The following is a 25163-nucleotide window of genomic DNA, read 5'->3' as shown; positions in this document are numbered from 1 at the left end:
AATGTCACTGGAAATTAACCGCTCCACTTATGACAATGTTATGGTTTTAAATGTAACCATGAAGAACGCTATGATGGCTCTAGTTTAGGGAGATGAGCTCAGATGAATTCTACTATCCGTGACGTACTGGCAAAATTTGGCCAGCTTCCCGTTTCCGTCGACACGCTTGCCGACGACGCCGATCTTTACGCGGCCGGCCTATCCTCCTTCGCCTCCGTGCAGTTGATGCTGGGCCTGGAAGAGGCATTCGACATCGAGTTTCCCGACAGCATGCTGAACCGCAAATCCTTTGCCAGCATTGCCGCCATCGAAACCACGGTCAAAGCCATACTGGATGGAAAAGAGGCCGCCTGATGAACCTCGCCGTCGCGCCTCACCGTGAAGCACTGAGCGCCAGGGCGGCGCGGGTGGCGGCGATTGCCGCAAAACATGCCGACGTGGTGGATACCGAAGGCCGCTTCCCGAAAGAGGCCGTCGACGCGCTTCGTCAAGAAAAGCTGCTCGGCATTCAGGTTCCGGTTCATATGGGTGGCGAAGGCGCCACCATGCTGGAGCTTGCCGATATCTGCTCCATTCTGGGACAGGCCTGTTCGGCCACGGCGATGATTTACGCCATGCACCACATCAAGGCCTCGAGCCTTGTGGAGCACGGCGAAGACAGTCAATGGCACAGCGCCTTCATGCGCCGCCTTGCGAGCGAACAGCTGCTGCTTGCCTCTGCCACCACCGAGGGCGGCATTGGCGGCAATCTTCGTAATTCCATCTGCGCCATCGAGGTGGATGGCGATGTCTGCCGCCTGGAGAAGGACGCGACCGTCATTTCTTACGGCAGCGAAGCTGACGCCATTCTCATCACCTCTCGCGCCCAAAAGGATGCCGCTCCCTCCGATCAGGTGATGACGGTGTTCCTGAAGGACCAGTATAGCCTGGAGCGCACCCATGTGTGGGATACGCTCGGCATGCGCGGCACCCGCTCCGACGGCTTCCTGTTCAAGGGCGAGGCACCGGCCGAACAGATATTCCCCAAGCCTTTTGCTGAAATTGCAGCCCAATCCATGCTCGCCACCTCGCACCTTCTGTGGAGCGGCGTGTGGTACGGCATCGCGTCTGACGCCGTAGCACGTGCGCAAAGTTTTGTGCGCGCTGCCGCCCGCAAGTCCCCCGGTTCCGCACCACCCGGCGCGCTGCGACTGGCCGAAGTGTCGACCAAATTGCAGATCGTCAAATCGAACGTCATTGCCGGCATCAAGGCCTATGACGAGACCAGAGCCGACCCGGACAAGCTGATGTCGATGGGCTTTGCCATTGCCATGAATAACGTCAAGATCTGCTCGTCCGAGACCATTCTGGAAATCATCGACCATGCCCTGCTGATCTGCGGCATCATGGGCTACAAGAACGGCACGCCCTACAGCCTTGGCCGCCATCTTCGCGATGCGCATTCCGCCCGGCTGATGATCTCCAACGATCGAATCTTAAGCAATTCCGCCAATCTCCTGCTGGTTCAAAAGCAGGATACGAGCCTTCTGAGGTAGGACCATGGACGCACAAACATCTTTCCTCGATCGGCTGTTCGACCAAGGCCTTCTGATCGATACCGGCGTCGACGGACTCTATGGCCGGAGCGGCCAGTTCGAGGATATCATTACCGGTCTCGAAAGACTGGTCAGCAAGGTGGGTGGCAGCGACAAGGCCGAAGCGATCCGCTTTCCGCCCGGCATCAACCGCGCCTATTTCGAAAAAAGCGGCTACATGAAGAGCTTTCCGCAGCTGGCGGGTACCGTCCATTCCTTCTGCGGCTGCGAGCTCGACCATGTCAACCTGTTGAAGAAAATGGATGAGGGCGGCGACGACTGGGCGAAGGACCAGAAGATCACCGATATCGTCCTGACACCAGCCGCCTGCTATCCGCTCTACCCGACGATTGCCAAGCGCGGCAATCTGCCGGACGGTGGCGGTCTCTACGACATCCAGTCCTATTGCTTCCGCCATGAGCCGTCCAAGGACCCGGCGCGCCAGCAGCTCTTCCGCATGCGCGAATTCGTGCGCATGGGCACCGAAAGCGACGTCACCGATTTCCGCCAGCTGTGGATGGATCGGGGCGTGGCGATGATGGAAGGAATCGGTCTCGACGTGAAGCTCGATATCGCCAACGATCCCTTCTTCGGACGCGCAGGCCGGATGCTCGCCAACAACCAGCGCGACCAGAACCTAAAATTCGAGCTGCTCATTCCCGTCACCTCGACGACCAACCTGACGGCCTGCATGAGTTTCAACTACCACCAGGATGCCTTCGGGGCGAAATGGGGCCTGAACCTTGCGGATGGCTCGGTCGCCCACACCGCCTGCGTCGGCTTCGGCCTGGAGCGACTGGCGCTCGCACTGCTTGCCAAGCATGGACTGGATGTCGACCAATGGCCGGAATCGGTTCGAGACACGCTTTGGAACTGAGGCTCACATGACGGCAATTTTTCCGGCCTTGAGCCCTGAGAGCCAAGTCCCTCACCTGCTCCACGCATCTGACAGGATGTGGCCGGAAACCAATTGCTTTGTCGATCTATGGATCGAGCTTGTGGCCTCGTGCGGCCTGCCGCCGGAAGCCATGTTTGGCTTCACCCTGACGCAGGACTTCGAGGGCGACCACCTCACCTTCTTCAAGATGCCGCTCGAAGATCTCGAAGCGCTCTACGGCATCCGCTCTACCGAACTCGCGATTTTCGACGATGTCGAAACCCATATCGAAACGCAACTGAAGCGTGGCCGCATTTCCCTGATCGAGGTGGACAGCTTCTACCTGCCGGATACGCATGGGGTCGGCTACCGCAACGATCACGGCAAGACGACGATCGCCATCAACCGCATCGACCGCATCAATCTGAAGCTCGAATATTTCCACAATGCCGGCTACTTCGCGCTGGAAGGCGAGGACTATGCGGGCGTTTTCCAGCATCACTTGAAGGAAACCGATCCGCCATTCCTGCCCTATGCGGAGTTCGCCAAGTTCCCGGAAAAGCCAGTGTCCGACGAGCGCCGCCGCAAGGTCGCCGAACGCCTGCTGGTGCAGCATTTTTCCAGACGACCAACGGAGAACCCTATCCGGGCTTTCTCGAAAGTTTTCCCGGCACAGGTGGAAAAGGTGGCCGACAGGCCCTTCGGCTTCTTCCACAAATACGCCTTCAACACGTTGCGCCAGCTCGGTGCCAATTTCGAACTCGCCGCCAGCCACTTGCAATGGCTTGCCGGACCACAGGCTTTCGATGACGCAGCCGCCGAGGCGCTGAAGATCGCCGAAGTGGCAAAGACGGTGCAGTTCCAGCTGGCACGTGCTGTCGCGCGCCGCAAGTTCGAGCCGCTCGCCACCGCGCTCGATCCCGCCGCTGACGCCTGGGATGCGCTGATGACAAAGCTTTCCGCCCATCTCGGCAATGCCAGCGAGGCCGCGTGAGCGTGAGCCTTCGACATGACGCCCTTCTCGGTCAGTGGTTGACGGAAGGTTGGACGCTGACAGTGACGCAGGCGGGTGTCTATGAGCGTCCATCGGCAATCCCGGCAGATGCCGAAAGCGTCGATGCACCAGTTCCCGGAACGGTGGCCGAGGCACTGGAGAAGGTGGGCCAATTTGACCGCTTTGATCCAAAGCCGCTCAACCATCTCGATGTCTGGTACCGCCTCAGCCTGGAAACGGGCGAACCGCAGGCCGCGACATTGCATTTCGATGGCCTGGCCACCATTGCCGAGATCTATCTGAACGACGAGCCTATCGCGCATTCCGCCAGCATGTACGAGACGCTGGAGGTTCCAGTTCAGCTTTCTGGCACGGACGAGCTGGCGATCTGCTTTCGCGCCCTGAAACCCCATCTGGAAAAGACTGGCACCCGCGCCCGTTGGCGTCCGCAGATGATGTCGGCGCAAGGCCTTCGGCTGATCCGCACGACAGCGCTCGGTTACATGCCCGGCTGGTGCCCGGAGATCCACGCAAGCGGACCATGGCGGCCGATCCGGCTGGTGCGCGACGGCGAGGCCGACTTCGACCTTGTAGCCTTCGCCAACGAGTTGACGGAAGACGGCACCGGCATCATTCGCGTGACTGTCGAAGCGCGCGTATCGTCCACCCTCGAAATCGGCTGCGGCGATTGCTGGCGAAAGCTTGCGCCGGTGTCAGGCGGAACCTTCTCCGGCGAACTGCACCTCCCGGCTATAGAGCCATGGTGGCCCACCACTCACGGCACGCCGACGCTGCACGAGGTTCGCCTTCGCGTTGACGGCACGACGCACAAGCTTGGCAAAACCGGTTTTCGCCGCATCGAGATCGATCATGGCGCTGATGGAGAGGGCTTTGGCCTCAAGATCAATAGCGTGCCCGTCTTCTGCCGGGGCGCCGTCTGGTCCAATGCCGATATTGTCCGGCTTCCCGGCAGCACCGAAGTCTACGCACCCTGGCTGCGCCTTGCCGCGGAGGCAGGCATGAACATGATCCGCATCGGCGGCACCATGGCCTATGAAACCAGAGACTTCTTCAGCCTCTGCGATGAACTCGGCCTGATGGTCTGGCAGGACATGATGCTCGCCAATTTCGATTATCCGGCAAAGGACGAAAACTTCGTCGCCCATATCGAAAAGGAAACGGCGAACCTTCTGGCGAACGCGGCGCTCTCTCCATCGTTGACCGTGATCTGCGGTGGCAGCGAAATGTACCAGCAGGGTGCGATGCTGGGCCTCGGCGAGTCCTTCTGGAAAGGTCCGCTGACCGAGGAGGTGTTGCCGCGTTTCATAAAAGCGCGTCGCTCCGACATCGCCTATGTGCCGAACTCGCCTTTTGGCGGCGCACAGCCCTTCTTCACCGAAGAGAAGGTCGGCCACTACTACGGTGTGGGCGCCTATTGCCGGCCGCTGGAGGATGCGCGGCGCGCCGATGTCCGCTTTGCCGGCGAGTGCCTCGCCTTTGCCAATGTGCCGCAGCAGAAGACGCTTGATCGGCACCTTCCCGTCGCCGCCGTTCATCATCCCGTATGGAAATCTCGCGTGCCGCGCGATCGCGGTGCGTCCTGGGATTTTGAGGATGTGCGCGACCATTACCTCAAGCTCCTCTACGACCTCAATCCGTCAAAAGTCCGGCGCGAAGATGGTGAGCGCTATCTCGACCTCTCGCGAGCAGCCGTTGCCGAGGTGATGGAAGCGACCTATGGCGAGTGGCGACGCAACCGCTCCTCCTGTCAGGGTGCCATGGTGCTCACCCTTCAGGACCTTTTGCCGGGTGCAGGCTGGGGCGTGATCGATTCGACCTGTGAACCGAAGTCGGCCTGGTATGGGCTGAAGCGCGCATTTCGTCCGGTGCAGCTGATCCTGACAGACGAAGGGACCAACGGCCTTGCCATCCACATCATCAACGATACGGCGGAAAGCCGAAACCCCGTGGTCGAAATCGCCTGCCTGCGCGATGGTCTGCAACCCGTCGTCCGTGGCCAGAAACAGCTCGATCTTGCGCCACGATCCAAGGCGAGCCTTGCCGCCACTGATTGTTTCGGCGCATTCTTCGATACGACCTATGCCTATCGCTTCGGCCCACCGGCGCATGATGTCACGGTCGCAAGACTGAGGGACGCTGGCACCGGCGACGTGATCGCCGAGGCTTTCCATTTTCCGCGCGGCCGCGCATCCGCCATGCACGCGGCCGCTCTGAGCGCGGCGACGGAGCAGAAGGACGGACGATGGTTCCTGACGCTGACGACGGATCGGCTGGCTCAGTCGGTCAGTATCAGCACCGATGGCTTCCGCCCAGCCGATGACTGGTTCCATCTGGGCCCCGGCGAGGCCAAGACGATAGCACTGATCGCTGAGGAGAATGCCCCTGCCGAGCCCCATGGTGAGATCCGGTCGCTCGGCTCACGCCAGCACTTTCGGTTTTAGAGCGCTTCCTTGTTCAATGGGTAGGTTCCGTCGGAGCAGGTTTTCGTCAGGGCAAAGGCGATTGGCGAAGGGCATACCCCGAAGGTACGGTCGAGCCGATCGCCTTTGAGCATGGCGGAAAGATGCCCGGCAGAACGTATCCATTGAACCAGGAAGCGCTCTCCAAAAAAAAGTTTCGGTTCCCTGCGCGATATTGTAGTGAAGCGGCTTGTTTCACCGTTATGTGAACCACCATATCCTATCCCCGTTTCAGCGCTTCTCTGCCCCCTCCAGAGCCGCTTTGACGCCAGCATGAACATCCATTACCTTCCACTTTATCCGGCACGGCATAGAAGTCCTCGATGGAAAAAAGTCTGACGCGTTACATCTGGACGCACACCAAGAAGCAGCAGCTTTTCATTCTGCTGATCGTGGCGCTGTCGATGATCCCGTACTTCCTGGCCTTCGATCTGCCCAAGCAGATCGTCAACGGTCCAATCCAGGGCGATGGCTTCGAAGGGGCCAATGCCACGCAGCTCTTCATGCATCTGACGGTCAGCTTGCCGTATTTCGGCACCGTGACGCTGTTTCCAGGCATCGAGCTGAACCGCATGGCGACGCTGATGGGCCTCAGCCTTACCTTCCTGGCGCTGGTCATCATCAACGGCCTCTTCAAATATTACATCAACACCTACAAGGGCCGCCTCGGCGAGCGCCTGCTGCGCCGCATTCGCTTCCAGCTGATCGACCGTGTCCTGCGCTTTCCGCCCACGCACTTCAAGCGCGTCAAGGGTGCGGAAATCTCCAGCATGATCAAGGACGAGGTGGAGCCGCTCGGCGGCTTTACCGGCGACGCCTTCGTGCAGCCGGCGCTGCTTGGCGGCCAGGCACTGTCGGCGCTGTTCTTCATTCTCGTGCAGAATTTCTGGCTCGGCATGATTGCCGCCTTCATGGCCGCCATTCAGGTGGGCATCATCCCGAAAATGCGCCGCCGCCTGATCGATCTTGGACGCCAGAGACAGCTGACCGCGCGCGAGCTTGCCGGTCGTATCGGCGAAATGGTCGATGGCATCGGCACCATTCATGCCTATGACACCTCCAACTTCGAGCGCGCCGATGCCGGCCAGCGCCTCGGCCAGATTTTCAAGATCCGCTATGACCTTTATCAGTGGAAGTTCCTGGTCAAGTTCATCAACAACTTCCTGGCACAGCTGACCCCATTCTTCTTCTATGCGGTCGGCGGTTATCTGACGCTGCGCGGCAGCCTCGATGTCGGTCAGCTCGTTGCCGTCATCAACGCCTACAAGGAACTGCCCGGCCCGTTGAAGGAGCTGATCGACTGGGATCAGGCCCGCCAGGATGTGCAGGTGAAGTACGAACAGGTCTTTGAACAGTTCGATTCTCCGAGCATGATCGACCCGAAAATTCAGAACCTGTCGCCAGCCGCCGCAGCTGCGATCACCGGCCCGATCGTCATTTCCGCACTCTCGCTTGATGACGACAGCGGCACGCGGCTTCTCGATCAGGCAACGCTTACCATCAATCCTGGCGAAACCGTCGCGATCGTCGGCAGTGCCGGCGGCGAAGCTCTGGCAGATGCCCTGGGACGCACGCTCTGGCCAACGTCCGGCAAGATTTCCATTGGCGATACCGACTTCCACGATCTGCCCGAATCCGTCACCGGACGGCGCATTTCCTACGTCTCGGCCGACAGCTACTTCTTCCATGCCAGCCTGAAGGACAATCTCCTCTACGGGCTGAAGCATGCGCCGCTCAAACCCAAGCAGTATGAGGGTACCGAGCTGGAGCACCGCAAGTGGGAAATCCGCGAGGCCAAGCTTGCCGAAAACCCCGACATGGATCTGAACGGCGACTGGATCGATTACGAGTCGAGCCCGGCCGGTCGCGAGGACCCGGAGCATTTCCTCAAATCCATGCTCGCCGTTTTGGACACGGTTCAGCTTTCGCCAGACATTCTTGAGTTTGCACTCCGTTCCTCCATCGATCCGATGAGCGACCTGCATCTGGCAGCCCGCATCGTCGAATTGCGCAAGGCGCTGCGCAGCGAATTGGAGCGCGAGAACCTCTCCGGCCTCATCGTCCCCTTCGAACCGGACAGCTACAACACCGAAGCGACCGTCGGCGAAAACATCCTGTTCGGCACGATGCGCGATGCGCAGACGGGCAGCAGCAAGATCATCGAAAGCAAGTACTTCCTGTCGCTGATGCGCGGCACGGGCCTGTCCCACACGCTCTTCGACATGGGCTACACGATTGCCGAAAACATCGTCGAAATCTTCTCCGACCTGCCGCCGGATCATCCGCTATACCAGCAGCTGACCTTCATGACGGCTGACGATATTCCGAACTACCAGCAGATGCTGCAGCGCCTGCAAGGCAAGAAGTACGACGATGCGAGCGAGGCCGACCGCCGTGCCATGATCCGCCTCAGCTTCTTCTATGTCGAACCGAGGCAGCGTTTTGGTCTGTTGACGCCGGAGGTGATGAAGCGGATCGTCGAAGTGCGCCACATGTTCCATGAGAAGCTGCCCGACGAACTGCGCGACGTGATCGAGCCTTACGATCCCGATCAATATGCCGCATCGACCAGCCTGCTCGACAACATCCTCTTCGGCAAGGTCAGCCATCGCTACACCGATGCCTCGCGTCGTATCACCCGGCTCGTGGCCGATGCCATGCGTAAACAGGGTGTCTATGAGCGCGTTCTCGCTGTCGGGCTGGAATTCAATCTCGGTGCAGGCGGCAAACGACTTGGTCCGTTGCAACGCCAGAAGCTCAATCTCGCGCGCGCCTTGATGCGCCGCTCGGACTACTACGTGCTGAACCGTCCGCTACCGGGTCTCGATCATCGCCTGCAGCAGGAAATCGTCGATAACGTCATCGCCTTCCTGAGGCGCGATGGCGCAAATCCGGCAATTCTATGGGTCTTGTCGAACCCGTCGCTTTCCAAGATGTTCGATAGGGTTATCGTCGTTAACCACGGTACGATTGTCGCAGACGGATCATACGAGACTCTTATGCAAGAAAACGGTACATTCAAGGAAATGATCGCTGCCTGACATGGTGCAGGCACCCCGACAGGAACAACAACCAGGACAGGGCTATGCTTTTCAAAGATGAAATTCAGATGCTGAAGCGCGTCCCCTTCTTTAGCGAGATGGAGCCTTCGAAACTCAAGCTACTTGCTTTTGCTTCCGACCGCGTTTCCTATCTTGCGGGAGACGAGCTATTCCGGCAGGGCGATCTTGGCGATAGCGCCTATGTGCTTCTGACCGGCAAGGTTGATGTCCTGATCGACTCTCCGTCGGGCCAGATCAAGCTGACGGAAATGAGCGGCAACGCCATCGTCGGCGAAATTGCCATTCTGTGCGACAGCGTGCGAACCGCGACCGTGAAGGCCTCGACGCCGGTGGAGGCGCTGCGCATCGGCAAGGAGCAGTTCTTCAAGCTGATGTCGGACTTCCCGGAGATCACCATCAAGGTCATGCGTGTTCTGGCTGAACGCCTGACGCAGACTACGGCGGAACTGAGTAAGGCCCGCGCGCATTCAAGCGTTTGATAATATAATCTTCCGCACCACGATATTTTAAGAGAAAAATAAAAGTGGTGCTGCAGTCATAAAACTGAAATGCTGCATGGAGTAGGCACGCGTCACCAAGTGACGAAGAGAAAACGGAACCCTGCGGAGGAAGCGTTGAGACGGGTTGCCGTGGCAGGTTGGGGTGTATGATGGCGTTGAATTCCGACGGAGACCGTCGGGGCAATAGACAGGAATTCCGGGTCAAGATCTGGGGAGCGCGAGGGACGCTTCCTGTATCGGGAGAAAAATTCCACAAATATGGTGGCAACACGATCTGCATCGAGGTTCGGTGCGGCGAGCATATTCTGCTCTTTGACGCAGGCTCGGGTCTTCATCCGGCAGGGCTGGCGCTCAGAGCCGAAGGTGCCGGCAATGTGGACATGTTCTTCTCCCATTGCCATTACGACCACATCGTCGGCTTTCCCTATTTCAAACCCTTCTTCAAGCGCGAGAATGATGTGCGCATCTGGTCCGGTCATCTGGCAGGCCAGAAAACCACCCGCGACATGCTGCGCGAATTCATGAGCCCGCCCTGGTTTCCGGCACCGCTCGACATTTGCTGCGCCCATATCGACACCCGCGATTTTACCGCCGAAGACACGCTCTCGGTCCATCCGGACCTCACTATCCGCACCGGCATGCTGACCCATCCCGGCAACGCCATCGGCTACCGCATCGACTGGCAGGGCAAGAGCCTTGCCATCATCACCGATACCGAGCACGAACCGGGCAAGCTCGACAAGGCGGTGCTGAAGCTGATCGACGATGTCGATCTCTTTCTCTACGACGCGAGCTTCACCGATGCGGAAATGGAGCTTTACAAGGGATACGGGCACTCATCCTGGCAGCAGGGCATAAAGCTCGCCAAACATGCCAATGCAAAATCGGTCGGCTTCATTCATCACGCGCCTTTCCGCACCGATGACGAGCTCGACCAGATCGACCAGGATGCGAAAAAGGAATTTGCCGGTGCCTTCGCCGCCTATGACGGGCAGACGATTGAGCTTTAGGCGTTTTTTATCCTATGTCGTTATCGCAAAGCCGCTGCAGTCTTTAGCTCGCTTCACGCTTTAGACCAGCGCCTGCCTCGAATAAGACCAAAAAGCATTATCTTCGTGAGGTGGTGGATTCGCTTGGAGCATAAGACTACAGCCTTTATTGAGACGGCTTTGTCTGGCCGGTTCCTGCAGCCGGGCGACGCACGACCACAGACGATGAATTTTTAAATATCCATTTCTATCCAAGGCGATTTGAGGTCGGGATTGGCGCAGTACGTGACAGAGACCTCTTTGCGGCGAGCGCGATTGCTCTCAGGTCTCGTCATGCTGACCTTCGTCGCCTGTCACATGTTCAATCACGCGCTGGCGCTCATTTCCATCGATACGGCAGAATATGGCCGATGGTGGTTCAGCCTCATCTGGCTGAACCCGCTCAGCAGCATCATCCTCTACGGCTCGGTGCTGATTCACATCGCGCTCGTGCTGCGCTCCATCTATCTGCTGCGTTCGTTGCAGATGCCCTGGCGTGAGGCGATGCAGATTCTGCTCGGCCTGGCGATTCCCTTTCTCATCATCGACCATGCAGCGGGTATCCGCTTCTCGCGCATGCTCTTTGGCGTCGATGAAGGCTACGACATCGTCATTCGGCGGTTCTGGATTACGGCCCCTTATCTCGGCTTGCGGCAAAGCATCGCGCTGGTGCTGATCTGGGCGCATGGCTGTTTTGGCGTGTTCTTCTGGCTGCGCTACCGAAGCTGGTATCGGCAGGTGGCACCCTACCTGTTGATGATCGCCGTTCTGTTGCCGATCATGGCGCTTTTAGGTTTCAGCGATGCCGGGCGGCAGATGGAAATGGATCTGCCTGCCGATCACCCTCATTCCGAAGCGGCGATGCAATCGCCGACGGCACCTGTGCCTCCACGGCCCGCTCCCAGCCGATCGGCCGAACGTCAGGCGGTAATTTCGAAAATCACTTTCAGCCTTCGCCTCGCCTTCGGCGCAGCCGTCATCCTGACATTCGCTGCCCGCGCCATTCGTGGCTGGCGGCAGAGATCGAGAGGCTTTGAAATCCTCTATGAGGACGGCCATGCGCTACGTGCACCAGCAGGCTTCAGCATTCTGGAGGCAAGCCGGCTGGAGGGCATTTCGCATTTCTCCGCCTGCGGCGGCAAGGGGCGATGTTCCACCTGTCGCGTCAAGATTCTGGAATCGGACGAGCCACTGCCGGAACCGGGCGAAATCGAGCGCGCCACCTTGCAGCGCATTCACGCCGATTCCGATGTGAGGCTCGGCTGTCAGCTTCGCCCGACTGGTCGCGTCAAGGTAGCGCTGCTGCTTGCCGTTCGACAACAGGATGACGCGCCGGCAAACGACGAGCCTATCCGCCCCGGTCGTGAGGAGGAGATTGCGGTTCTGTTCTGCGATCTGAGAAACTTCACGGCACTTTCGGAGACACGCCTGCCCTACGACATGGTGTTTTTGCTCAACCGCTATTTCACCGTGGTCGGCCAATCGGTGGAGCAAGCCGGTGGACGCATCGACAAGTTCATCGGCGATGGTGCGATGGCGCTGTTCGGTCTCGACGGCAATCGGGAAACCGCTTCGGCCGATGCGCTAAAGGCGGCGTGCCTGATCCTGCGCAATGTCGAGAAGCTGAACGAGGAACTGGAGCAGCAGTTTGGGGTGCGCCTGCGCATCGCGATTGGCATTCACGCAGGCCCCTCGATTGTCGGCATCATGGGTTATGGCGCTGCCAAAACGCTGACAGCGATCGGCGATACGGTCAACGTCGCCAGCCGCCTGGAGACGGCCGCAAAGGAGTTTGGCGCCTCCATTGTCGTCTCCGAACCGGTAATGGTTCAATCCGGGCACAAGCGTGAAACGCTTAGAAGCCGCACTATTCCCATTCGCGGGCGAAGCTCCGAGATGACAGTCTTCCTGATATCCGAAGAAGAAAGCCGGGAGCTGCTTTCTTAAAGCGCGTCGCGATCTCTCAGATTCCCACCCTTACGCTTTCGCTCCTTCTTCCGCCGCATGTCGTTATCGCACAACCACTGCACGCTTTGCGCGGCATGCCTTAGAGCGTTTCCTTGTTAAATAGAAACGTTCTAACGGCGTCAGACCTTGCGATAGAGGAAATATCGATCCGTCGGCACCGTGTCTGGCACCGGCAGCGGATCTAGGCTCGGCTCTTCCAGCGGCAGGCCGCTGACGGCAATGCCGCCACTGGCCAGCATGCCCGAAACGATCTGCGGAAGCCATGTGAGTGTCACCGCATCCTTCTCGTCATAACCGGTGCCGATATCGGCATGGACGAGGGCCGCACCGATTCCGACCCAGGCCTTTGCCGTCTGGTCGATTTCGCCGAGCACCAGATTGCCCTCTTCCGGCACGGAAGACGCATGCGCGCCCATGGCGCGATCGAAGGCGACGATGCGGCGCTCCGGGAACAGCTCACGCAAATGGTTGAAGGTGCGCCCATTGCCGAGGCCGATTTCCATGACCGGACCATCGGCTGGCAGATCGAGATCGCCGTGCACATGGTTCAAAATGTCGCGCTGGGCGCTAAGGCGGCGGATGAAGCTGTCCAGTCTGCTCATGGGAAGGATTTCCAATCAGGCCTTGAGGATGTGGCTTGCGCTGATGCCGCGACGGGCAAAGGCGTTGCGCGTATCGATGATCAGCGGCGACCAGTCGGCCAGTTGCTGGTAATCGATATTATCATGGTCGGTGGCAACCAGCACCGCGTCGAAGCTGCCAATACTGTCCTTGGTCCATGCGGCGGACTTCATGCCCATCAGATCGCTGTATTCGCGCGTCTTCGGGATTTCGGCCACATAAGGATCGTGGAAGGCGACATCGCCGCTACGCTCGAGGATGAGTTCGATCAGCTTCAAGGACGGGCTTTCTCGAATGTCCGGCACGTTCTTCTTGTAGGCGAGACCGAGCACCAGCACCTTGGAGCGGCTGAGCGCCTTGCCCTGATGCACGTCCAGCGCTTCCGCCAGACGCCCCACGACATGGCGCGGCATCGCGGTATTGATCTGACCGGCCAGCTCGATGAAGCGGGTCGGCAGTTCGTATTCCTTGGACTTCCAGGTCAGGTAGAAAGGATCGATCGGAATGCAGTGACCGCCAAGACCTGGGCCGGGATAGAAGGGCATGTAGCCGAAGGGCTTGGTCTTTGCCGCATCCACCACTTCCCATATATCGATACCCATCGCCTCGTAGACGACCTTGAGTTCGTTGACGAGCGCGATATTGACGGCGCGAAAGACATTCTCGGTAATCTTCACAGCTTCCGCCGTAGCAGTAGTGGAGACGGGAATGACGGTTTTGACCACCGAGCCATAGAAGGCTGTCATGAGTTCGGCCGCATCAGGCCCGTCACCAGCCACGACCTTGGGAATGGTCGATGTGTGGAAGTCACGATTGCCGGGGTCTTCGCGCTCCGGCGAGAATCCGAGGAAGAAGTCCTCGGCGGACTTCAGCCCGGTCTTTTCCAGGATCGTCTTGACGATGCCGTCGGTCGTGCCAGGATAGGTGGTAGATTCCAGCACCACGAGCTGACCGGGGCGAAGCGTTTCGGCAATCTTGCGGCAGGTATTTTCCACATAGGAGAGATCGGGGTCGCGATATTTCGTCAGCGGGGTCGGAACGCAGATCGCAATCACGTCGCAGTCGCCAAGTCTGGAAAAATCGCTGGTTGCCTCGAAGGTACCGTTCTCGCAGGTGCTTGCCAGAATGTCGTCCGGCACCGCTTCAATATAGCTCTTGCGCGCTTCGACGGCTTTGATCTTGCCCGGATCGATATCGAAACCGGTCACCTTGAAGCCGGAGGTGGCAATCGTCATGGCAAGCGGCAGGCCCACATAGCCAAGGCCGATGACGCCTGCTCGCGCCTCTTTCGAGTGAATGAGGTCGAGAAGTCGCTGTGCATTTGGAGAAGAGGTCAAGGCGTTTTGCGTCCTGCGCGCGAGGAAAACTTGGCCTTTCAGTTGGGCGAGAAGACCCATGGTGTCAAGGCTGCGGCGGTCTAAATTACAGTTGACGAAGCGTCAGCAGAGAACGCATGACTGACAGCCATGAAGATCGCATTCTACTGCCCGATGAAGTCTCCGAACCACCCGGTCCCCTCCGGCGATAGGCTGATGGCGCGGCTGTTGATGCGAGCGATGCAGCTTGTCGGTCATGAGGTCGAGGTTGTGTCGGAACTGCGGTCCTTCCTGCGCCAGCCGGATGGCGAAGAAGCCGATCAGCTGGATCGGGGTGCGGAGCAGGAACGTCAATGTATATCGACGCTCTGGCAGCAAACAAGCCCACCAGACCTCTGGTTCTGCTATCATCCCTATTACAAGGCGCTCGATCGCCTGGGACCCGCTCTGTGCCGGTCATTCTCCATTCCCTATGTGACCGCAGAAGCCTCCTATTCGCCAAAGCGTAATGCCGCTGGCTGGTCCGAGGTGCAGACCCTGCTGCTGGACGACCTGAGCTTTGCTGCCGTCAACATCTGCTTCACCCATCGCGACCGCGACGGCCTGCTGAAGGCCGATCCGGCGATGCGCCTGCAGATGCTGCCACCCTTCCTCGACACCTCCCTGTTCGAAGCAAAGACCCCGGCTCCGCAAGCCGGGCGAATGGCGACGGTGGCGATGATGCGTTCTGGCGACAAGCTCAGCAGCTATCAAGCCTTGGCGGCTGCGTTGAAACGCCTGCCCCTCAATCTCGACTGGACACTCGATGTCATCGGCGACGGGCCGGAGCGCGAAACCGTGCAAAAGCTCTTCACTGATATCGCTCCCCATCGCCTCACCTGGCATGGCGAGAAGACCGCGCAGCAGATCGCCGAACTTCTGTCGCGCGCCTCGATCTATCTTTGGCCCGGCCATGGCGAGGCTTACGGGCTTGCCTATCTGGAGGCGCAGGCAGCAGGCCTGCCGGTGATCGCCGAGCGCATCGCCGGCGTGCCGGAAGTGGTGATCGATGGGGAAACGGGCATCCTGACGGACCCGGGGAATTCGCAAAACTATAAGGATGCCATAGAAAAGCTGCTGACCGACCCGGACAAGAGACAGTCCATGGCGGCAAATGCGAGAGCATTTGTCATGGAAGAGCGTTCCTCGCCCAAGGCTGCGGTAAGGCTCGACCGCATCTTGCAGAACGCCAGAGGAAACGCCCTATGACGGAAAAGAAACTTCTGGAAACGCTCGACAGCTTCGCCGATCGCGGCGCTGCCGCCGACCTTTGGCTGCGCGACGACGATGCGACAGAGCCGACGCCCGCGCTGGATAAGCTCTTGGCCCTATCCGAGCGCTACGCCGTGCCGATGACGCTGGCCGTCATTCCTCAGCCGACCGGCGGGGCATTGGCGAAGCGGCTGGAAAGCAGCGAGAGGATCGACATCGCAGTACATGGCTGGGCGCATCGAAACCATGCTGGGCCGGCGGAGAAGAAGCGGGAGCTTGGACTGCATCGCCCGACGGATACCGTGCTCGCAGAACTGCAAAGTGGTTTTGAAAAGCTGCAGAACCTCTTCCCAAGCCGCTTCACGCCGATGCTGGTCCCACCTTGGAACCGCATCGACCCCGACATCGTCGACGGTCTACCCGCACTCGGCTACCGGGCTCTGTCGGTCTATGGGCCGGAAAAGACCGCTCCTCTTTTTCTCTTGAACACCCATGTCGATATCATCGACTGGCGGGGAACGAGAGGCGGCAAGGACCACGATCTGCTCTTCGCCGAAACCGCAGAGCGCATGGTGGTGGCAGAGCAAGGGACGAGAACCACCGGCATTCTCACCCATCACCTCGATCACGACGAGGCGGCATGGACTTTCCTCGACCGGCTGTTTTCGCTGACCGCCAACCATCCCGGCTGCCGTTGGCGCAGCGCCGGATCGCTGGTCGAAAAGGCCGGTTCGACGGCCTAACATGGCGCGACAATATGTCGAATATCAAGTCGAACCACTCAGGCGTAAGCACACGAACGAAGAGCAACAATCGAGGCCGATTTTTCAGGCCGATGCTGTAGGCTCTGTTTGGAAAGTGTGACGAAGATGGAATGGTTCGAGTATTTTCCGATTGTAATGTTGCCGCTGAAGCTGCTCGTCGTCGGCATCGGGATGTATTATTCGATCAAGTGGCATTACGATCAAGGCAAGCTGAAGCGCGCGGAAGACGAGAAGCGCAAAGAGCAGATGGCCGCCGCCGCGAGGGCCGCCGAGGATCGTGAGATCGCAACGGCGGAACTCCCTCAGCCTTCACCATGATTTCCACGCGATCAGCAGCCCATCGCCCTTTGCCTTGGCCTGATCGCGCGCCACCTCTACCGCACTGAAGTCTGCCCGATCAGCCAGCATCGCCGCGACGAAATCGCCGCCCGCAAGCGTCACCGATCCCGCACGCGCCACAACGGTAAAGATAAGCGGACCCGTTCCCCACCATGCAGGCGCACGCGGCAGCCGCTCGGCAATCTCCGGCAAAACCTGCAAGATGCGCTCAAAGACGGGATGACCGGGCGGTGTTGCGATGAAGGAGTTGGCGAACAGCACGCTTCCCTGTCCCGTCAAGCGAGGCGTCTCTTCGGCAAAGGCTGTGAGACCCACCATGGGGAGAATGTCGCAGAAGCTGATGTCATCGCGGGCGGGGTAAAAATCGCAGTCGAGATAGATGCCGCCGACGCGCGACAGGATGAAATACCGCGCCACATCGACCGCACCCGGATAATCTCCATCTTCCAGCATCCGCCTGAAGATCGGATCGGCATCGATGCCTTGTGCTTCGAGATCGGCTTCCCGCCACAGCCGATAGGTATAGCCATTCGCCTCAGCATGTTTGCGCCAGGCATCTGTTGAGGGCGGCACTGGCTTGTTACCGATCCAGATCTGGTGAATCAGCTTTGGCACCGCCTCGCGGTTCTTCCGTGCAATCACTCGTCTCTCATCGGCGCAAAAGCGGCCATAGGGCGCAAAGACCTCGGGCGGCGGAACGAGAAGATATTGATAGCCGGCTTTGGCAACCGCATCTTCCTTTGCCTTGGCAAGCCTGAGATAGGCCGAATGCAGGCGACGCGGCAGACCGAGCGCCGTTACCTCGCCCATCAGATGCTGGTCGTCCTCCCTGGCGAGCCGGGCAAGGCGATCCTGCGCAGAAGCGAAATCTTTCTGCGCCAGCAACCGGCGGATGTCTGCAAGCGTTGCATCGAAAGTGGCTTTGTCTGGCATGGTCGCTCCGCAGCTTTAATAAGCCCGACATATCTTCGGAATAGAGGTTTTCCTGCAAGCCCAAGATGAGGCAGAAAGCCGGAAATTTTCATGGTTTCAAGAGCATGGACAGAGCCTGGAGTGTGCGATAACGTGAATATCAACGGCCGCGTGATAATGCCACAGGCAACCAACAAGACGGCAGGGGATCCCTTGGCATGAGTGCAGGCGCAGATTTGCTTCGCATTGAAAATCTGCAGGTCTCTTTTTCCATCATGGGCGGAAAGATCGAAGCGGTCCGGGGCGCAAGCCTTCGCATCCTGCCAGGAAAAGTCACCGCACTCGTCGGAGAATCCGGCTCCGGCAAATCGGTCATCGGCCAGACGATCATGGGAATCCAGCCGCGCACCGCCCATGTCAGCGGCCGCGTGCTTTTCTCTGATCCGTTGAAACCAGATGAGCGCCCCATCGACCTCCTGCAACTGGAGCAGGACGGCAAGCCCATGCGCGCCATTCGCGGCAACCGCATCGGCCTGATCTTCCAGGAGCCGATGACGTCCTTTTCGCCGCTCCACACCGTCGGCAACCAGATCGACGAGGCACTACGCATCCATTCGGTTCTGACACCGAAGGAGCGGCAGGAAAAGATGGAAGAGACGCTCGATCTCGTCGGCTTCTCCAACCCCGCCAAGATCTGCCAGATGTATCCTTTCGAGCTGTCCGGCGGCATGCGCCAGCGTGCCATGATAGCCATGGCGCTGATCTGCCGTCCGGCGCTGTTGATCGCCGACGAGCCGACCACGGCACTCGACGTGACGATCCAAGCGCAAATCCTCAAGCTTTTGCGCGATCTGCAGAGCCGGCTCAACATGAGCATGCTGCTCATCACTCACGATCTCGGCGTCGTCGCCAACATTGCCGATGAGGTAGCAGTCATCTACCAGGGCGAGATCATGGAATCGGGCACGGTGGATGATATTTTCCGCGCGCCTTCGCACCCCTATCTGAAAGGCCTGATGGCAGCAGTCCCGCATTTCGACATGAAGCCGGGCGAGCGGTTGAAGGCGCTGCGCGATGTCACCATCGACAAGGAAAGCCTGATCGGCAAGAAGACCGACACCGTCGATAAGGCGCCTGGCGTTATTCTCAGCGTCAAGAATATCTCCAAGACCTACACAACCCGCAAATCCACATGGTTCACCGCTGGCAATGCCAACGTCACCAAGGCAGTGGATGGCGTCAGCTTCGATATCATGCGCGGTGAATGTCTGGGTCTTGTCGGCGAAAGCGGCAGCGGCAAGACCACCGTCAGCAAGATCCTGATGCGCGCGGTAAAGCCTGAAGAAGGCTCGATCACCTTCCACAGCAAGAATGGCGATATCGACGTGCTGAATGCCGTGGATGGCGATCTGCGTGAGCTGCGCACCCGCATCCAGATGGTGTTTCAGGATCCTGTTTCGTCGCTGTCGCCGCGCATGACGGTCGGCAATATTCTCAGCGAACCCTTGGAAATCCATGGGCGTGGCGACTCCAAATATCGGCTGCAACGGGTGAAGAACCTGCTGCGCGCGATCGGCCTTGGCGACAATGCCCTGAACCGCTATCCGCACAGCTTCTCCGGCGGCCAGCGCCAGCGCATCGGCATCGCGCGCGCACTGATGCTCGGGCCTGAACTGCTGATCTGCGATGAACCGGTCTCTGCGCTCGATGTTTCGGTCCAGGCGCAGATTCTCAATCTGCTCAAGGATTTGCAGAAGGACCTCGGGCTCACCTATCTCTTCATCTCGCACAATCTTGCCGTCGTCGATTACATGGCCGACCGTGTGGCGGTGATGTGCGAAGGCAAGATCGTCGAGCTTGCGCCGCGCGAAACGCTGATGCGCAATCCGGTTCATCCCTATACGAAGTCGCTGCTCGCCGCCGTTCCCTTTCCCGATCTTGATCGGCCGCTCGATTTCAAGACGATCGGCAAGATCAGCGCCACCGGCAAGTTCGACTGGGGCAAACAGTTCCGCGATGAAGACAACGGACAGATGATAACGGCCGATCTGGGCGGAGGGCATCTCGTGCTTGCCAATGCCAATGCGGATGTTCGGGAGCTACGGTCTTGATCACGCGCCGCACCACCCTTGCCCTGCTCGCCTCCGTCTTCGTGCCCTGGAAGGCCTCCGCCGCCACCTATATCGACGCCGATTTCTTCAAAGAGAAGCGCGACAAGGGCGAGTTGCCGCCGCTCGATCAGCGCCTTCCGAAAAATCCGCGCGTCATCGATCTGAAATCCATGGGCCGCGAGCCCGGCCAGCATGGCGGCAATATCCGCATGCTGATCGGCGGCCAGCGCGACATCCGGCTGATGCCGATCGACAGTTACGCCCGCCTCGTGGGCTATGACGAAAAGCTGAATTTCGTTCCCGACATCCTCGAATCCTACACGGTGGACGAGGAGCGCATCTTCACGCTGAAACTGCGCGAAGGCCACAAGTGGTCGGATGGCAGCGACTTTACCGCTGAAGATTTCCGCTATTTCTGGGAAGACGTGGCGCTGAACCTGGAAATCCACAAGGGCGGCCCGCCCATCGAGCTTCTGGTCAACAAGAAGCCGCCGCTGGTCGAGGCTGTCGATCCGCTAACGGTGCGCTACACCTGGGATGGTCCAAACCCCGATTTCCTGGCGAAACTTGCCGGCGCCTCACCCGCCCGCGTCTTCCTTCCCGCCGCCTATATGAAGCAGTTCCACGTCAAATATCAGACGCCGGAAAAGCTCGCCAAGCTGATGAAGAAGAACAAGGTGGACGACTGGAGCAGCCTGCACGTGAAGATGTCACGCCAGTTGCGCCCGGAAAATCCCGATCTGCCGACACTCGATGCCTGGCGCGTCATCACCGCACCGCCTGCCGAGCAGTTCATCTTCGAGCGCAATCCCTACTACCATCGCGTCGACGAGAACGGCCGTCAGCTTCCTTACATCGACCGCTATCTGCTGAATGTCACATCGTCGGAGATCATCGCTGCCAAGACGGCCTCGGGCGATAGCGACCTGCAGTTCATGAACCTCGATTTCAACGATTATACCTTCCTGAAGGATGCCGAAGCCCGCTATCCGCTGAAGGTCAATCTGTGGAAGCGCAGCCAGGGCTCTCGCGTCTGCCTGCTGCCGAACCTGAACTGTGCCGACGATACCTGGCGCACGCTGTTTCGCGATGTGCGCATGCGCCGTGCGCTCTCGGTGGCGATCAACCGGCACGAGATCAACATGGTCTGCTTCTACGGTCTTGCCAAGGAAAGCGCCGACACCGTATTGCCGGAAAGCCCGCTCTTCCGACCGGAATTCGCCGCTGCCTGGGCGCAGTTCGATCCTGAGCTTGCCAATCGGCTTCTGGACGAAGTGGGGCTGACGGAGCGCAACGATCGCGGCATCCGTCTTCTGCCCGATGGCAGGCCCGCGCATGTGATCGTCGAGACCGCTGGCGAAAGCACGCTGGAAACCGACGTGCTGGAACTGATCACCGACCACTGGCGCAAGATCGGCATTTCGCTCTCCAGCCGCCCGACACAGCGTGATGTGTTCCGCAAGCGCGCCATGGGCGGCGAGGTGATGATGTCGGTCTGGTTCGGCATGGACAACGCCATTCCCAACGCCGACATGCTGCCATCCGGCCTCGCACCCACCGGCGACGATCAGCTGCAATGGCCGGTCTGGGGCATCCATTATCTCTCCGGAGGGCGCGAAGGCAAACCGCCGGATCTGCCGGAAGCCATCCAGCTGCTCGACCTCTTCAAAAAATGGCGCGGCAGCGTGACCTTCGAGGAGCGCAAGGAGATCTGGCTGGAAATGCTGTCGATCTACACGCAACAGGTCTTCTCCATCGGCACGGTGAACGGCGCGCTGCAGCCGATCGTTCACAGAGCCCGGCTGAAGAACGTGCCGGAAAAGGCGCTCTTCGGCTTCGAGCCGACCGCCTATCTCGGCATCTATATGCCAGACACCTTCTGGTACGACGGGAGCGCCTGACATGCTCAGATATATTATCGGGCGCATTCTCGTCATGATCCCGACGCTGATCCTGATTTCGATGCTGGTCTTCACCATCATCGAACTGCCGCCAGGCGACTATTTCGAAAGCTATGTCGCCGAAATGCGCGCCATGGGCGAGACTGCCAACATGGCGGAAATCGAGGAGCTGCGCAGCCGTTACGGCTTCGACCAGCCCGCGCCGGTGCGTTACTTCAAATGGGCGACCGGCATGCTGGTCGGTGATTTCGGCTATTCCTTCGAGTACCAGTTGCCCGTCAGCGAAGTTGTAGGCGAGCGTCTGTGGCTGACAGTTCTCGTCTCCTTCGTCACCATCATCGTCACCTGGCTCGTCGCCTTCCCGATCGGCATCTATTCCGCCACGCACAAATACAGCTGGGGCGATTACGGCCTGACATTCCTCGGCCTGCTTGGCATTGCCATTCCCAACTTCATGCTGGCGCTGATCCTGATGTATTTCGCCAATATATGGTTCGGCACGTCCATCGGCCACTTGATGGACCGCGAATATCTGAACCAGCCAATGAGTTGGGACAAGTTCAAGTCGATCCTTGAACATCTATGGATCCCGGTTCTGATCATCAGCACGGCCGGAACGGCGGGCATGATCCGGCGCCTGCGTGCCAATCTGCTGGACGAATTGCAGAAGCAATATGTGGTGACGGCCCGCGCCAAAGGGCTTCACCCCTTCAAGGTGCTGACCAAATATCCGCTGCGCATGGCGCTGAACTTCTTCATTTCCGATATCGGCTCCATCCTGCCCGCCATCATTTCGGGTGCTGAAATCACCGCCGTCGTCCTGTCGCTGGAAACCACCGGCCCGATGCTGATCCGCGCGCTGCAGAGCCAGGACATGTATCTTGCCGGCTCCTTTCTGATGTTCCTCGCCTTCCTCACCGTCATTGGCGTGCTGATCTCCGATATCGCGCTCGCCATTCTCGATCCTCGCATTCGATTGGGAGGTGGGAGCGTCAAATGACTTCATCCATTCCAAAGCCCGGCGAGCCGCTGCCGCATTACGTCTCCACCGCCCCTTTCGATCCCTATCTGGTCGAGCCTGCCACAAGCGCGCTTGCCATGGTGGGTCGCGCATCGCAATGGAAGCTGATGTGGTGGCAGTTCCGGCAGCACAAGTTGGCGCTCTATTCCGGCATCTTCCTGCTGGTGCTTTATCTCTCGATCTTCATATGCGAGTTTCTAGCACCATATAATCTCCACACCCGCGACGTGGAAAACATCTACGCACCGCCACAAAGCATCCATCTCTTTCATGACGGCCAGTTCGTCGGCCCCTTCGTCTATGGCCGCACCATGAGCCTCGACATGGACAATCTGCGTCGGGTCTATACCGACGTGCCGACGGATGTGCAGAAGATACGCTTCTTCTGCCGTGGCGACAGCTACCGCTTCTGGGGACTGTTCGATACGAACGTCCACCTCGTCTGCCCTGCCAAGGATGGCCAGATGTTCCTGCTCGGCACCGACCGGCTTGGCCGCGACGTGCTATCGCGCATCATCTATGGCGCGCGCATTTCGCTCACCATCGGCCTCTTCGGCGTGGCGATGAGCTTCGTCCTCGGCATCGTGATCGGCGGTCTTGCAGGCTATCGTGGCGGCGTCTTCGATTTGATCGTCCAACGCATCATCGAGGTGCTGCAGTCGATCCCCAGCATTCCGCTATGGCTGGCGCTTGCCGCCATCATGCCGGTCACCTGGAGCCCGATCCTCGTCTATCTCGGCATCACCGTGATCCTCGGTCTGCTGGACTGGACGGGACTTGCGCGCGCCGTGCGCTCCAAGCTTTTGGCGCTGCGTGAAGAGGATTATGTACTTTCCGCGCAGCTGATGGGCGCCAGCACCAGCCGCATCATCGGCCGTCATTTGATCCCGGGCTTCATGTCGCACCTGATCGCGTCCGCCACGCTCACCATTCCCGGCATGATTTTGGGCGAAACGGCGCTGAGCTTTCTGGGCCTTGGCCTGCGTCCGCCGATCACAAGTTGGGGCATTCTGCTCACGGAAGCGCGAAGCGTCAGCGTGATTGCGCTCTATCCCTGGCTTTTGATCCCGATCCTTCCTGTCGTTCTGGTCGTGCTCGCCTTTAATTTCCTCGGCGATGGACTACGTGATGCAGCAGACCCGTTCAAATGACGCGGATGGCTCCGCAACCATCCAAGGCGCATAAGCGGTAAAAAGAGGTTCTGCCCGTGACAGTTCGTTTAAACGATGCACGCATTCTGATGTACAGCCACGATTCCTTCGGGCTTGGACATCTGCGTCGATGCCGCACCATCGCTCACGCGCTTGTGGAGGATTATCGCGGCCTGAACGTGCTGATCATCTCGGGCGCCACCATCGCAGGCGCCTTCGATTACCGCGCCCGCGTCGACTTTGTAAAAATCCCGAGCGTGATCAAGCTCAGAAACGGCGAATATACCTCGCTCGACCAGCATATCGATCTTCAGGAAACCCTGAAGATGCGCCGGTCGATCATCTACCACACTGCTGAAAGCTTCCAGCCGGATATCTTCATCGTCGACAAGGAGCCAATGGGACTGCGCGGCGAGGTGGAGGAAACCCTCACCTACCTGAAATCGCGCGGCACCAAGCTGGTCATCGGCCTGCGCGACGTGATGGATGCGCCGCAGCTGCTTGAGGCCGAGTGGAAGCGCAACGATGTGCTGAACAAGATCGAGCGCTTCTACGACCACGTCTGGGTCTACGGTCCGCCGGATTTCCACGACCCTCTTGCAGGCCTGGATGTACCACACGGTGTTCGCGAGAAAACCGAATTCGTTGGCTTCCTGCAGCGCTCCAAGACGCGCGGCGACAACCCCAGCCGCCACGAGGGCGATTATATTCTGGTGACGACCGGCGGCGGCGGCGATGGCTCCGAACTGATCGACGACGTGATCCGCGCCTACAAGTTCGATCGAACCCTGACCCAGAAGGCACTGGTGGTGCTCGGGCCTTATATGCCGACGGAGCAGCGGCAGAAATTTGCAGCGAACGTGGCCGATATTCCGCAGATGGAAATCATCGACTTCGACAACCGCATGGAAGATCTGGTCGCGGGTGCCCAAGCCGTTGTGTCGATGGGTGGCTATAATACGGTCTGCGAAATTCTCTCTTTCGACAAGCCAGCCCTTGTCGTACCGCGCATCGTGCCGCGTGAGGAACAGTTGATCCGGGCCAGCCGCGCGTCCGAGCTTGGCCTGTTCGACATGCTTTCGCCCGAAGAGGCGGAAAATCCCGAACTGATGGCAAAGGCGTTGAAGGCATTGATGCAGCGTCCGCCACCCTCTGCCAATGGTCGCAACCTCAAGCTGGACGGCTTGGAAAACATCTCGCGGCGCGTTGCCGAATGGCTGCAGCCGGACGACACCCCAAACGTCCTCTCCGCCACCGCCTGAGGCGGGCAGAAGCATGTCCGCGAAACGTCTG

At 59.3% G+C, this 25163-nt stretch carries 20 protein-coding genes; 17 read left to right on the top strand and 3 right to left on the bottom strand.

Translation table 11 applies throughout. From position 1 onward, the window contains the following. The first annotated feature begins 102 nt into the window (after positions 1-102). From WKI41_RS17910 to WKI41_RS17870, 9 genes are all read left to right on the top strand, one after another. Positions 103-354, top strand: a complete 252-nt coding sequence (locus tag WKI41_RS17910) for an acyl carrier protein (protein WP_062424835.1) — start codon at positions 103-105, stop codon at positions 352-354. Then, complete coding sequence (locus WKI41_RS17905) at positions 354-1535, top strand: acyl-CoA dehydrogenase family protein (protein WP_340194815.1); 1182 nt, start codon at positions 354-356, stop codon at positions 1533-1535. Before WKI41_RS17910 ends, WKI41_RS17905 begins: the two co-directional genes overlap by 1 nt. A 4-nt stretch (positions 1536-1539) precedes the next feature. After that, on the top strand, positions 1540-2451 hold the full coding sequence (locus WKI41_RS17900) for an amino acid--[acyl-carrier-protein] ligase (RefSeq protein ID WP_340194814.1): 912 nt from the start codon (positions 1540-1542) through the stop codon (positions 2449-2451). 7 nt (positions 2452-2458) lie between these two features. Continuing rightward, a complete protein-coding gene (locus WKI41_RS17895) occupies positions 2459-3445 on the top strand; it encodes a DUF1839 family protein (RefSeq protein WP_340194813.1) in 987 nt (328 codons plus the stop codon). A gap of 2 nt (positions 3446-3447) precedes the next feature. Further along, complete coding sequence (locus WKI41_RS17890; protein WP_340194843.1) at positions 3448-5907, top strand: glycosyl hydrolase 2 galactose-binding domain-containing protein; 2460 nt, start codon at positions 3448-3450, stop codon at positions 5905-5907. Between the two features lie 341 nt (positions 5908-6248). Further along, positions 6249-8966 carry an ABC transporter transmembrane domain-containing protein gene (locus WKI41_RS17885; RefSeq protein ID WP_340194812.1) on the top strand — a complete coding sequence of 906 codons (2718 nt, stop codon included), beginning with the start codon at positions 6249-6251 and terminating at the stop codon, positions 8964-8966. Between the two features lie 44 nt (positions 8967-9010). After that, a complete protein-coding gene (locus WKI41_RS17880) occupies positions 9011-9466 on the top strand; it encodes a cyclic nucleotide-binding domain-containing protein (protein ID WP_340194811.1) in 456 nt (151 codons plus the stop codon). Between the two features lie 170 nt (positions 9467-9636). After that, complete coding sequence (locus WKI41_RS17875; protein WP_340194810.1) at positions 9637-10497, top strand: MBL fold metallo-hydrolase; 861 nt, start codon at positions 9637-9639, stop codon at positions 10495-10497. A 252-nt stretch (positions 10498-10749) separates the two neighbouring features. Beyond that, positions 10750-12462, top strand: coding sequence for an adenylate/guanylate cyclase domain-containing protein (locus WKI41_RS17870; RefSeq protein WP_340194809.1), 1713 nt, complete (start codon positions 10750-10752; stop codon positions 12460-12462). 140 nt (positions 12463-12602) lie between these two features. On the opposite strand, the gene WKI41_RS17865 is transcribed toward WKI41_RS17870, so the two are convergent. Both WKI41_RS17865 and WKI41_RS17860 read right to left on the bottom strand, forming a co-directional pair. Next, positions 12603-13085 carry a class I SAM-dependent methyltransferase gene (locus tag WKI41_RS17865; RefSeq protein ID WP_340194808.1) on the bottom strand — a complete coding sequence of 161 codons (483 nt, stop codon included), beginning with the start codon at positions 13083-13085 and terminating at the stop codon, positions 12603-12605. Positions 13086-13100: 15 nt separating this feature from the next. Continuing rightward, positions 13101-14501, bottom strand: a complete 1401-nt coding sequence (locus WKI41_RS17860; RefSeq protein ID WP_425341062.1) for a nucleotide sugar dehydrogenase — start codon at positions 14499-14501, stop codon at positions 13101-13103. A 69-nt stretch (positions 14502-14570) separates the two neighbouring features. On the opposite strand from WKI41_RS17860, the gene WKI41_RS17855 reads away from it, so the two are divergent. From WKI41_RS17855 to WKI41_RS17845, 3 genes are all read left to right on the top strand, one after another. After that, positions 14571-15668, top strand: coding sequence for a glycosyltransferase family 4 protein (locus tag WKI41_RS17855; protein ID WP_340194806.1), 1098 nt, complete (start codon positions 14571-14573; stop codon positions 15666-15668). Next, positions 15665-16414: a polysaccharide deacetylase family protein gene (locus WKI41_RS17850; protein WP_340194805.1), complete on the top strand. Its 750-nt coding sequence runs from the start codon at positions 15665-15667 to the stop codon at positions 16412-16414. Before WKI41_RS17855 ends, WKI41_RS17850 begins: the two co-directional genes overlap by 4 nt. A 126-nt stretch (positions 16415-16540) precedes the next feature. After that, positions 16541-16753, top strand: a complete 213-nt coding sequence (locus WKI41_RS17845) for a hypothetical protein (protein ID WP_340194804.1) — start codon at positions 16541-16543, stop codon at positions 16751-16753. On the opposite strand, the gene WKI41_RS17840 is transcribed toward WKI41_RS17845, so the two are convergent. After that, positions 16745-17707: a glycosyltransferase family 32 protein gene (locus WKI41_RS17840; protein ID WP_340194803.1), complete on the bottom strand. Its 963-nt coding sequence runs from the start codon at positions 17705-17707 to the stop codon at positions 16745-16747. The genes WKI41_RS17845 and WKI41_RS17840 overlap by 9 nt on opposite strands. Before the next feature lie 197 nt (positions 17708-17904). Here WKI41_RS17840 and WKI41_RS17835 point away from each other — a divergent pair, with 197 nt between their 5' ends. The 5 genes from WKI41_RS17835 to WKI41_RS17815 are packed head-to-tail and all read left to right on the top strand — an operon-like array spanning position 17905 to position 25132. After that, a complete protein-coding gene (locus tag WKI41_RS17835; protein ID WP_340194802.1) occupies positions 17905-19797 on the top strand; it encodes a dipeptide ABC transporter ATP-binding protein in 1893 nt (630 codons plus the stop codon). Next, positions 19794-21698 carry an ABC transporter substrate-binding protein gene (locus WKI41_RS17830; protein WP_340194801.1) on the top strand — a complete coding sequence of 635 codons (1905 nt, stop codon included), beginning with the start codon at positions 19794-19796 and terminating at the stop codon, positions 21696-21698. The genes WKI41_RS17835 and WKI41_RS17830 overlap by 4 nt, the downstream gene beginning before the upstream one ends. A 1-nt stretch (position 21699) precedes the next feature. Then, a complete protein-coding gene (locus tag WKI41_RS17825) occupies positions 21700-22698 on the top strand; it encodes an ABC transporter permease (RefSeq protein ID WP_340194800.1) in 999 nt (332 codons plus the stop codon). Further along, positions 22695-23870 (top strand): ABC transporter permease, encoded by a 1176-nt coding sequence (locus tag WKI41_RS17820; RefSeq protein WP_340194799.1) that lies wholly within the window; start codon positions 22695-22697, stop codon positions 23868-23870. Before WKI41_RS17825 ends, WKI41_RS17820 begins: the two co-directional genes overlap by 4 nt. A gap of 56 nt (positions 23871-23926) precedes the next feature. After that, complete coding sequence (locus tag WKI41_RS17815) at positions 23927-25132, top strand: glycosyltransferase family protein (protein ID WP_340194798.1); 1206 nt, start codon at positions 23927-23929, stop codon at positions 25130-25132. The last annotated feature ends 31 nt before the right edge of the window (positions 25133-25163 follow it).

Source organism: Agrobacterium larrymoorei (assembly GCF_037722385.1).
Taxonomy (GTDB): domain Bacteria; phylum Pseudomonadota; class Alphaproteobacteria; order Rhizobiales; family Rhizobiaceae; genus Agrobacterium; species Agrobacterium larrymoorei_C.
Note: the sequence above shows the minus strand (reverse complement) of the source record. Positions and strands in the feature narration are given on the sequence as shown.